Genomic DNA, 11428 nt, shown 5'->3' with positions numbered 1-11428 from the left:
GAAAGATGGAGTACGCTTCGTGTCTGATGAAGGTGTCGAAAGCGGATACCGGTCCGTTCGACCGGATGAGCATCCGCGAATGGGTCGAAGGGAATATGCGGGATCCGATGGTGCGCAACATCTTTTATTCGTTGCTTCGCGCCGCCAGTTACGTGGCCGGACCGGATTTGCCGGCGGCCGGTCCCGTATTGAGGCAGCTGCAGAATGCCCTGAAAGGCGCGTTGTACCTGGATCGCGGCTGGGGCGAATTGATCGAGCAGTTGCGGCAAAAAGCAGCCGATCTGGGCGTGCAGCTTGTAACGAGCGCCAAGGTCGTTTCTCTCGATACGCGGGGCGGGATTGTGCGGCAGGTAGTCTGCGAAGACGGAACGAGATTCGATACGGACGATGTGATCCTGGCCACATCGCCTTCGATCGCCAATCAGCTGGTGCCCTTTGCGGAGAAGACTTCCCTGCATAAATGGAACGAACAAGCGATCGAAGTCACGGCGGCCTGCCTGGACGTAGCCTTGAAGCGGCTATCCGAGCCTAAACATCAGTTTGCCTACGGCGTCGATCAGACGGTGCTCTTCAGCAATTATTCGCGCGCGGCGCATCTCAGCGACGATGGCGCGCAAGTCGTATCGCTCGTGAAGTACCAAGGGAAAGAAACGGACCCGGATAAGGACCTGCAAGAGCTGGAGGGCGTGCTGGATTTGATGCAGCCGGGATGGCGGGATCAATTGATCGTGAAGCAGTATCTTCCGAAAATGACCGTTTGTCACGATTTTGCACATATGAAACGTCTTGAAAACCCCGGGCCCGCCGTCCCGGAAGTACGAGGACTATATGTAGCAGGAGAATGGGCGTCGCACGGTGAAGTTTTGGTCGACGCTGCGACGGCCAGCGCTAAAAGAGCCGTACAACATATGCTCGCCCTCAAGGGGAAGGAGAGGAAAACCTTATATGAGCATAGAGGAATCGTATAAAAGCTATCGAACGGAGCTGTTTTCGTTGGCCTATCGCATGCTCGGCAGCGCCATGGACGCGGAGGATATCGTGCAGGATGCCTTTTTGAGCTATGGCGGGCTGCCGGATGTCGGGAACATCCGCAACGAAAGGGCATTTCTATACAAAATCGTCACGAATCGTTGTCTCGATCTTCTGCGCTCGTCGGCCAAAAAACGAGAGATGTACGTCGGTCCATGGCTTCCGGAGCCCCTCCTCGAAAAAGGAGATTCGGACCACGATCCCTCCAGCCATTATTTGCGGTCCGAGTCGATTTCCACGGCGTATCTCCTTCTTCTGCAGCAGCTGAGCGCCACGGAAAGAGCGGTTTTTCTTCTTCGGGAAATTTTCCACTATTCGTTTGAAGAAATTGCCGCGATCGTCGATAAAAGCAGCGCAAATTGCCGGCAAATTTTCCATCGCGCCAAAAAGAGCATTCACTTCGACCCGGAGCGGCAGCCGTCGGTTGCCGTCGCGGAGGAGAAGATCAAGGAATTCGTGAAGTCGATGCTGCAAGGAAATACGGCGAAGCTTCTTGAACTGGTTAGCGAAAATGTCGTGCTCTACTCGGACGGCGGAGGCAAAGTAAGAGCGGCGCAAGTGCCTGTCGTCGGGTTCGAAAACGTGCTGAAGCTTCATCAAAACGCAATCCTCATGCATGCGGGTCAATTGACGTTCTCGTTCCTTTTGGTGAACGGGCACCCCGGAATCCTTATACGTCTGGGTGAAGAGGTGAAATACGTTTATTCTTTTGCTTATAAAAATCATAAGATCGATGCGATCTATACGGTCGCCAATCCAGATAAGTTAAGACATCTTTAGGATGACGATGACGAACTAAAAAAGGGCCATCGCTGAAATGTTCAAAAACGAAGCGGAAAATGGAAAGCGTCTTCCTCGGCGCGCCCGCATAATACAGGAGAACAAACAGCGGTAACGATAACGGTCGCAGGAGGAATCGATCTTGGAAGCATCGTTCTGGAAAGGGAAGCTGGCGGATATCGAGGACGCGATGGCGAATCTGAGCCGCGGCCGAGCGAGCGTGCTGACTCCGTCAGCGGGCGGCCGCAGCGTCTATCTGGCCGAGTACGGCGACAAGCAAGATTTCGGCCGGCAGGCGAACTACAGCTCGGCCTGCGGCGCGCGCGATCCTTCAAAGTATGCGAACAAAGGCGAGGACGCGAGGCCCGTGCTCCTCATCGTCGGCGGCGTGCACGGCGGGGAGCTCGAGGGCATCGTCGGCGTCATGAACCTGATCCGGCTGCTCGAGACCGGCGAAGATTACCGGGGGCGGCGGCATGATTATATTTACGAAAACGCGGGTCGCTTCCGGCTCTTGCTCATTCCCTGCATGAATCCCGACGGCCGTGCGCGCCTGCCTGTCGATTCGCTGATCGGCGTGCCGTACGAGCAGTTCGTTTATTATATGCAAGGTTCGTGGAAGGACGGCACCCTCTGCCGGTGGCCGGATTGCAAGGCGGTTCATCCGATCAAGGAAGCCTCGGCGTTCCTCGGCTCCTACTTCAACGACGACGGCGTCAACATGATGCACGACAACTTCTTCGCGCCGATGGCGAAGGAGTCGGCCGCGCTGCTTAGGCTGGCGGATCGCGAGGCGGTCGATTTCCACATGTCGCTGCACGGGGGCGCCGACACGGCGGTGCATTTCCCATGGATCCCGTACCTGCCGGTCGACGTCAAGCGCAGGCAGCAGGCCTTCAATCTCCGGATGGCGGAAACGCACCGCGTGCGGGGACTGCCGTTCGACGTCGTCGAGCAGATGGTGCAGGACGGGGAGACGTACCCCTATCCGTCGTTTAACCTGACCACCGCGGTCCACCAAGTATGCGGGGGTCTCAGCATGACGTACGAGTCCAACATGGGCATCGACGGGCCGGGACTGCGCTTCACGCCGGACGAGATTCTCGACTGCCACTTCCTCCTGTTCGAGCAGATGTTCCGGTTCGCGCTCGAGGAGCGGGCACGAGTGTAAAGCGGGCATGTGCAGGTAAATGCGAAATGTACCGAGGCCAGCGAAGTGGCGCTGCCGATCATGATGCCGAAGGCGAAGAGAGGGATCCGCCATCCAATATTGGCGGACAGGCACAGCTGAGGTTGCGCGAAGCGCGCCGGGCATATAGGATGGAAAGGAGAGACTGCGCCGCTCCCCGCGCGAAACGTCCGCAGGCAGTAGAAGGCGCTCACTTTACGAGGTATCGAGGAGGCATCCCCCTAATGAACCAAGCTGTATCCACCGCCCAGGCGCCCGCCGCCATCGGGCCCTATTCCCAAGCCGTGCTCGCGGGAGGTTTCCTGTTCGCTTCCGGTCAGATCCCGCTCGACCCTTCCACCGGGGCCATCGTCGAAGGCGGCATCGAAGCGCAGACCCATCGCGTGCTGCAAAACCTGAAGGCCGTCGTCCAAGAAGCCGGCCTCTCGCTCGGCGACGTCGTGAAGACGACGATCTTCCTGGACAGCATGGACGACTTCGCGAAGGTCAACGAGATCTACGCGAGCTACTTCGACGGCGGCGTGCTGCCTGCCCGCGCGACGGTCCAGGTCGGCAAGCTGCCGAAGAACGCGCTTGTCGAGATCGACTGCGTCGCGTACCGCGGCTGAGCGCCATCTGGGGCCTGCATCCCCTGCGCCTAGCCGCGCACGAAGCCGCCGAATAGGGCGGCTTTAAATTTCTTTTAAATATTCCTTTACAGGAATATTCCTTATGGTGTATATTTATCTCATCAGGAAGATAACCTGAAGGCGAAGGGGATGAGGACACCGGAATGATCACAAAGTGAACGAGGTGAACGACATGTCGGGACATCGGCCGGGCATGGACATGACGGCTCTCGCTGCGCTTGCCGAACCGAACCGCATGCAGATCGTCGAGCTCCTGCGCGACGGCCCGCTCACCGTAGGCGAGATCGCGGACAGATTGGGCATGCGGCAGCCCCAAGCCTCCAAGCATTTGAAGGTGCTGGGGGAGAGCGGGATCGTAGAAGTGAAGGCGGACGCCAACCGGCGGATCTATCGGCTGCGTCCCGAACCGTTCCGGGCGCTGGAGACATGGTCGAGCACCTTTACCCGCCTGATGGAGGAACGGTTCGACAAGCTGGACGACTACTTGCGGGAACTGCAGGACAAGGAACGAACGGAAGACCCCGAATAATCGATAAAAACCGAGGAGGAAATTTAAATGTCTAACAATGCGATGGTTTCGAGAGTAGAAGGAGATCGGGTGCTGGTGCTGGAGCGCGTGTTCGATGCGCCGCGCGAGCTCGTGTTCAACATGTTCAAGGAAGCCGAGCATCTGAAGCGCTGGTGGGGACCGCGAGGCTGGGAAGTACCGGTGTGCAACATCGATTTCCGTCCGGGCGGCGTGTGGCACTACTGCATGAAGTGCGAAGATCCGAACCAGGGCCAGTTCTACGGCATGGAGTCGTGGGGGAAGGCGATATACAAGGAGATCGTCGATGGGGAAAAGATCGTGTACGTCGACTACTTCTCCGATGCCGAGGGCAACACGAACGATGCGATGCCGTCCACTGAAGTCACGCTGGCGTTCATCGACGTCGGCGGCAAGACGAAGCTGGTCAACCGCGGCGAGTACGCGTCCGCGGAAGCGCTCAAGACCGTCATGGACATGGGCATGCTGCAAGGCATCACAGAGACGTGGGATCGTCTCGAGGAGCGCCTGAACGCAGTCAAGTAAATTCGGATGATAAAGAAGGCGGACGCCGATATACGGCGGCCCGCCTTTTTTGTCATGATGCGCAGCCTATAGTGAGGCAGACGCCTTACGGCAGAATGTTGCCTGCCGCGCGATAAATCTCGTACCACTCTTCGCGCGTCAGCTGAATGTCGCTCGCCTTGACGCAGTCGAGGAGGCGCTCGACGTTCATCGTGCCGGTAACCGGCTGCATGCGCGCCGGATGGCGGAGCAGCCAGGCGATCGCGATGGTCGTGTTGCTGACGTCGTACTTTTTCGCGATCTCATCGATCTTCGCGTTCAGCTCGGGGAATTCTTCATTGTCGAGGAATACGCCCTTGAAGAACCCGTACTGGAACGGCGACCAAGGCTGAACGGTGATGTCGTTCAAGCGGCAATAATCCAGGATGCTGCCGTCGCGGTCGATCGCGGACTCGTTTTCCATGTTCACGTTGACGCCGTTCGAGATCATGTTGGCGTTCGTGATGCTCAGCTGCAGTTGGTTGGCCACAATCGGCTGCTTCACGTACTTCCTCAGCAGCTCGATCTGCATCGGCTTCTGGTTCGATACGCCGAAGTGACGGACTTTGCCAGCGCTCTCAAGCTTATCAAACGCCTCGGCGACTTCCTCGGGCTCGACCAGCGCGTCGGGGCGATGGAGCAGCAGAATGTCTAGGTAGTCGGTGTTCAGGCGCTTCAGAATGCCGTCGACCGAATTCAGGATATGCTCCTTGGAAAAGTCGAACGAGCCCTTGCGGATACCGCATTTGGACTGCAGAATGATCTTCTCGCGAATGTCGTCGTTCATATGAATGGCATCGGCGAAGATTTCCTCGCAAGCGCCTCCGCCATAGATGTCGGCATGATCGAAAAAGTTCGCGCCAGCCTCGAGCGACGTTTGAACGAAGCGCTCGGCCTCCGCCTTCTCCAGCGAATTGATGCGCATGCAGCCGACCGCGATGACGGGTACTTCAAGAGAGCTTGTCCCCAATTGAATCGTTCTCACTTCGAATGCCTCCTGCCTTGGTTTAGGTATCGTTTACGGCACTATCATAACGCTAATGCGTCCATTCGCCAAGCGAACGCGCGTTTATTATTTTAGCGCGTTCATTCGGCTGTGAACATTAATCACTTATCACATCATTTATCACTCTCTTAACAAATCGTGAAACATTTAAAAATTTGATGATATCAACCCGTCTTTTTGCGGCATTAAAATCAATACACATCACGAGCATCCCTGCCAAAATCTTTAATTTGACCAAGGAGGTGCACGGCTAAGCATTGTCGCTGATTGGCCATTCAATCATTAAGGGAGGCGAATCGATTGTTTCTTCGTAACTGGAAACGAAAAATTTCTGCTACAGTGGTTGCCGTAATGAGCTTAAGCATGATTCTGAATTTATTTACGTTTCAACTTGCAAGCGCTACCAATGGAAACCTGGGCCCCGAGCTTTTCACCAATCCCGGGTTTGAGCAGGTGACAGGCAGTATGCCGACAGGCTGGACGAAGTATGCAGAGGGCAATCCGGAGAACGTTTCCGTCGAGTCGGTCACCGACCCGGTTGCGGAAGGGACACGCAGCGTCAAGTTTACGGATAACAACAGCGCTGCCGGTGCTGCAGCGGGTTTGTACAGCAAAATGATTCCTTATTCGCCCGGCGCTTCTATTGACGTTAGCGTTAAGGCGAGGGTAGAAGCAGGCGGAGTATCCATGATCGTCCGGTATTACCGGACTGACGGTCCCATGACGCAAACAGGCGTTAATTCCTCCGGAACCGGAACAGAGTGGCAAACGCTTCGGTTCAGCGGTACCCCGACGGACGACGTCGTTAATATCCAAGTCGTCCTTGTCGTTCCGAGCGGTTTTGGCGGTATCGGAACGGTCTACCTGGACGACGCCTCGTTTAAGACGACCGAATGGCTGATGAACCCGAGCTTTGAAGCCGAGACAGGCGCCAGGCCGACTAACTGGACCGCTACCGATCACGGAATCACGTCCAGTATCGCCACAGTAACGAACGCCGCGAATTCGACGCACGGCGCAAAGGCGCTGCGCATTTTGGATAACTCCACTTCGGATGCTTACAGCGTGAAGAGCGTGACGGCACCTTTCGTCTCCGGCAGCGCCTATACGACTTCGGTAAAAGCGAAGGCGCTCTCCGGTGTCGGAACCTTGGTCATGCACTTCATGGGGTCCTTCGGCCATCAAGCGTTGGAAGCGCAAACGACCGGAACCGGCAGCTGGGAGACTTTGACGATAACGACCGAGCCGCCGGCCGGGACAACCGATATCCAGGTCGAATTGTCTTCAACGGGCTCAGGGACGTCCGATATCTATTTCGATCAGGCAAGTCTTACGGTAGGCAGCACGACGCCAAGCCCTACACCAACCGCGACACCAACCGCGACACCAACCGCGACACCAACCGCAACACCAACCGCGACACCGACCGTGACGCCGACCGCGACGCCTCCGGCTAACGGCTCGCTGGTGTGGCCGGCCAAGCAGGACAGCTATTCACGTCGGTTTCAACCCGGCAACCATCTTGTATCCACGCAAAACCCGCCGGATTTCGGATGGCCTTTCATCGACGGCGCCGATGTTTATGAGCTGCAAGTAGCTAGCGACAGCGCATTCCAATCCATGGTCTATGAGAAAAGCGATATAGAGACCAATTATCATAGCGTTCCGCAGACCTTTGCCGGCGGACAGTCCTACTTTTGGAGAGTCCGATATCATAAACCTGCAGGCTGGTCGGTATGGAGCCAAGCCTTGAAGTTTCGGATCGACGCGAATTATGTACCCTTTGTGGTGCCGTCTGTTTCGGAGCTGCTGAGTTCCGTGCCTGCCGAGCACCCGCGTATGCTGACTACGCCGGACAATCTGGCCGAATTCCGCGCGAGAAAAGACGATGGCGGCAAAAAAACATTCGACGCCATTAAAGCGCTTGTCGAGAAACGAGTGAAGGACGAAGCTACGAAAGGACCGGAGGCGCTTCCACCCGAACCGACAAAGCCAGATGATCCTCTAAAGGTCAAAGATGCGGTAAGGAACCCGATGATGAACGCGGCCTTCATCTATTTAATCACCAAGGATCCCGATTATGCGAACTTCGCAAAACGGAGGCTGCTGCATCTTGCTTCGTGGAACACGAAAACAGGTCTGACAAGCTATAAGGTCAATGACGGGATTCATCGAGATATCGCTTTAACAGGCGCAACAGCTTATGACTGGTTGTATGATACGCTTAGCCAGACGGAGCGGGAAACCGTATTAAAGATGGTGCATGATCGGGCGACCATCATAGCGAACGACGTCTTATACGGTCAGAATCCGATCAGCGCGAAACCGCATGATTCGCACGGTTGGACGGTATTCGGATTCCTGGGCGCAATCGCCATTGCCCTGCTCCATGACGATATCGAGGTCAACGGTTCGAATGTCTCGGAGGATGCGCAAGAGTGGTTTAAACAGATCGTGCCGGCCTACAGTAATCTGGCGCCTACTTGGGGCGGCGAGGACGGAGGCTGGGGCAACGGCATCGGCTACTGGCAATTCTCCACCAATAGTAACAAGAGGTTCGTTGATACCCTCTATGCCGCTACGGGCTTCAGCCTTTATGATAAGGCGTTCAACCGCCATGAATATTTGTACCCGTTCTATTCTTTGCCTTTCGGTCAGAAAACCGGACAATTCGGAGACTCTATTGAGGGCAAAAACGCCTACGGCATCGAACGGAAATACGTCCATGGCAGCTCGACACGCAATGCGCAGATGACGCAAAGCGAGGTAGCGCAGTGGTATGCCCAGCTATACCCTTACGAAGATGTCAACGAATTTACCTATTTATATGAAGACACCGGTTTAAAGGCGCGCCCGCCGGTGGAAATGCCGACTGCCAAATATTTCGATCAAATCGGCGAAGTGATGATGCATTCCAATTTATTGGATCCGAAGCGGATATCGCTTTTCTTCAAATCCAGCCCTTACGGCAGCTTCAATCACAGACACCCGGATCAGAATGCCATCATTATCAGAGCCTTCGGCGAGGACCTCACCGTTGACGGAGGGTTCTACGACAGCTACTCAAGCGATCATAATATCCTGTACGACAAACAGACCTTCGCCAAAAACGCCATTACGTACGACAACAAAAAAGGCCAGAAACCGGATGATCGAGACGCTTCCGGACAAATTACAGGCTTTGCGACGAATAAAGACTTCGATGCGGCGGTCGGAGACGCGACTACGGCGTACAACGTCTATAACGATCCAACCAAGCCTGGCCTGGATCTGGCCCAGCGAAGCGTCATCTACGTCAAGCCGGGCGCCTTTGTAATCGTCGATAATTTGAACGCGCGCGAGCCGGGCGGATCCAGCTTTGAATATTGGCTGCATGCCGATAAGAGCTTAACGCTGGACAAAGCGAACAGCCGCGCGACGATCGTCAAAAATCAGGCGGCCTTGGATGTGAAGCTTTATTATCCCGGCTTAGACATGATCCCCGTAACCGATAAGTACGAGGATGCAAACGGCGTTGAACGGCCGCCCGGAGAACCTCAAGGAGACGCACAATTCAACGGCGTGAAAAAGCAGCATGGCGGGTTTGTCACGCCAAAAACAGAAGCTGCCACGATCGTCTCGACCTATGTGCCTTACCAGGTGGGCACTACGCCTCAGGAAATTGCCGCCGAGGATCATGGCACATACCGGAAGCTGCATTTTACCGATGGAACGGACGTTTATGTACGAAACGCACATAGCGGTGTTGTCGATGCCGGCGCCATTCAATTTGTTGGTATTGCCGCATCGGTAAAAGGCGATTCCATCCTTTTGGTCGGCGGTACGAAGCTGGTGGTGGACGGTGTTACGCGGATTTCCGGCACAGAGCCGGCCACGATCGCGCTTTCGGGCGACGAGCTGTCCATCACCGGCATGAAGGACAATCAAGTCAGCCTGCACAAATCGGGTGTTACAACCGTTCTTGACGAAAAGTACCGCAGCTTGCCAAAGGGCGGCAGTGTGACGGAAGCCGTTTATTCACGCGGCGTACATTGGGATACGGCTGGCAGCACCATAACGCTGAATGTGGAGCCAGGTCAGCATCAGCTGCTGTTGAGCAACATTCCGGCTCCCGCTCCGATGGCACCCGTTTCCTATCCGGTTGTAATCAACGGCGAAGCTTCCTCAGTCACGTTATCTACGTACGGCGACGGTCACGGAGGTCAGGCAGCTTGGGGAACCTTGCCGAACGCCGCCGGCTTGTATGAAGTGCTCGAAGCGCCGCCCGGCTTGTTCTTCGATAAAGTCAGCATGGCCAAGCCGGTCATCTACTTAAGCCAAAATGCCGGGATCGTTCTGCCTCATGTGTCGGGTACCATCAAGCTGCGCAGCGCAGATAGCGGCGGACTTTCTACGACTGAAGTTGCCAGCAACTACGATGATATTAAGAACGGATTGACGGTATTTGCGGAAGCAGAAAGCTTCTTCAACACCGAGGACGGCTCGTTCAACGTGTATACGCGGACTGGGTTGTCCGGGGGCACGGGAGTCAGTAATTGGGCTACTGCCGGTCAAAATATTACGTGGAAATTAAACGTTCCTGAAGCCGGTAAATACGATGTTGTATTGAAATACGTAGCGGGCTGGCAAATGCCCGCAGGGACGCTTACGACACGGTTCATTCAACTAGGTACCCAGTTCTACTCGGCGGAAGCGCCGACGACCTATAACGCCAAAGGGGATCCCGATTGGGGAACGGACCCGTCGTACTGGAGAGCACTGACCATCCACACCGGCACAACGCTGCCTGCGGGCCAGGTTGAGCTTAAGATGTGGAACGTCAAGGGGCCGATGAATCTGGACTGGATTGGCTTGGTCAAAAGGGAATCGGCTTCGGAGCCGTCCGTCAAGCTGACGCCAAGCGCAAGCGCTGTCAGCAAAGGGCAAACCTTCGGCGTTCAATTAAAACTTGACCAAGTAGAAGAAGCCGCCGGCGCGGACCTTACGCTCGCTTACGATCCGACTAAATTCGCTTATACCGAATATGTGAAAGACTACGCACAGCAAGCGGTTATCGTTACGAATGATGCGGCGGCCGGCAAGCTGCGCATTTTGACAGGGCGAACCGGAAGCGGCGCGCTGCCGACGGATTCCGCCTTCCTGACCTTAAAGTTCCAGGTCAAGGCGGATGCGCCTAGCGGTGCAGCAAGCTTCGCGAGCTCGGCCGGATCGGTTTCCACGGAGGCCGGCGTACTTACCGCGCTGGCGGCAAGCTCGGCGCAAGTGAACGTTTCCGGTCAAGATGCGCTCGGCGCGTTGATCGCGCAAGCGGAGTCGACGCGCGACCAGGCTGTCGCAGGAACGACAAACGGTACCTTCTTCGGCACGACGCTTGCAGGACTGAAGGCGGCGCTGACATCGGCCATCGAAGCCGCGAAGGCTGTGTTCAATCAGGCTGATGCGACCGAGGCGCAGAAGCAGACGGCACAGGAGGAGCTGAGCGCAGCGATCGCCGCGTTCGAATCGCACCGGATTACGGCGACGACGGGCGATATGTTCGCGGATCAAAAGTTCGACTTGAGAGACTTCATCGGAATCACCAAATATTACGGCAAAACGACCGCCAGCTCCGACTGGAGCGTGGTCAAAAAAGCCGACATTAACGGTGACGGCGCCGTTGATATCGAAGATCTAGCGTTCGTTGCGAAACGGATTAACGGATAACG

General features: G+C 55.9%; 8 protein-coding genes. 7 read left to right on the top strand and 1 reads right to left on the bottom strand.

What is annotated here, in order from left to right; all coding sequences use genetic code 11:
* The 6 genes from KVT38_RS10795 to KVT38_RS10770 all read left to right on the top strand — a co-directional run.
* The coding region (locus KVT38_RS10795) for an FAD-dependent oxidoreductase (protein WP_217593725.1) at positions 1-968 on the top strand (968 nt) is incomplete at its 5' end.
* The gene (locus KVT38_RS10790) at positions 946-1809 is read left to right on the top strand and encodes an RNA polymerase sigma-70 factor (protein ID WP_217593724.1); all 864 of its coding nucleotides are present in this window, start codon (positions 946-948) and stop codon (positions 1807-1809) included. The genes KVT38_RS10795 and KVT38_RS10790, both read left to right, overlap by 23 nt.
* Before the next feature lie 142 nt (positions 1810-1951).
* Complete coding sequence (locus tag KVT38_RS10785) at positions 1952-2980, top strand: M14 family zinc carboxypeptidase (RefSeq protein ID WP_217593723.1); 1029 nt, start codon at positions 1952-1954, stop codon at positions 2978-2980.
* Positions 2981-3222: 242 nt separating this feature from the next.
* Positions 3223-3606 carry a RidA family protein gene (locus KVT38_RS10780; RefSeq protein WP_217593722.1) on the top strand — a complete coding sequence of 128 codons (384 nt, stop codon included), beginning with the start codon at positions 3223-3225 and terminating at the stop codon, positions 3604-3606.
* 193 nt (positions 3607-3799) lie between these two features.
* The gene (locus tag KVT38_RS10775) at positions 3800-4156 is read left to right on the top strand and encodes an ArsR/SmtB family transcription factor (RefSeq protein ID WP_217593721.1); all 357 of its coding nucleotides are present in this window, start codon (positions 3800-3802) and stop codon (positions 4154-4156) included.
* Between the two features lie 27 nt (positions 4157-4183).
* Positions 4184-4699, top strand: coding sequence for an SRPBCC domain-containing protein (locus KVT38_RS10770; RefSeq protein ID WP_217593720.1), 516 nt, complete (start codon positions 4184-4186; stop codon positions 4697-4699).
* A gap of 85 nt (positions 4700-4784) precedes the next feature.
* Here KVT38_RS10770 and KVT38_RS10765 read toward each other — a convergent pair whose 3' ends face one another.
* Positions 4785-5702, bottom strand: a complete 918-nt coding sequence (locus KVT38_RS10765; RefSeq protein WP_217593719.1) for an aldo/keto reductase — start codon at positions 5700-5702, stop codon at positions 4785-4787.
* A gap of 321 nt (positions 5703-6023) precedes the next feature.
* Between KVT38_RS10765 and KVT38_RS10760 the strand changes: the two genes are divergently transcribed.
* The gene (locus KVT38_RS10760; RefSeq protein ID WP_217593718.1) at positions 6024-11426 is read left to right on the top strand and encodes a DUF4962 domain-containing protein; all 5403 of its coding nucleotides are present in this window, start codon (positions 6024-6026) and stop codon (positions 11424-11426) included.
* Positions 11427-11428: the final 2 nt, after the last annotated feature.

This window comes from Cohnella sp. GbtcB17 (assembly GCF_019091135.1).
Classification (GTDB): domain Bacteria; phylum Bacillota; class Bacilli; order Paenibacillales; family Paenibacillaceae; genus Cohnella.
This window is presented reverse-complemented; position numbering and strand designations above follow the sequence as displayed.

Bases quoted from the DNA above. Each gene is read 5' to 3' on its own strand.
- KVT38_RS10790 (WP_217593724.1), top strand. From the start codon at position 946: ATGAGCATAGAGGAATCGTATAAAAGCTATCGAACGGAGCTGTTTTCG.
- KVT38_RS10780 (WP_217593722.1), top strand. From the start codon at position 3,223: ATGAACCAAGCTGTATCCACCGCCCAGGCGCCCGCCGCCATCGGGCCC.
- KVT38_RS10775 (WP_217593721.1), top strand. From the start codon at position 3,800: ATGTCGGGACATCGGCCGGGCATGGACATGACGGCTCTCGCTGCGCTT.
- KVT38_RS10770 (WP_217593720.1), top strand. From the start codon at position 4,184: ATGTCTAACAATGCGATGGTTTCGAGAGTAGAAGGAGATCGGGTGCTG.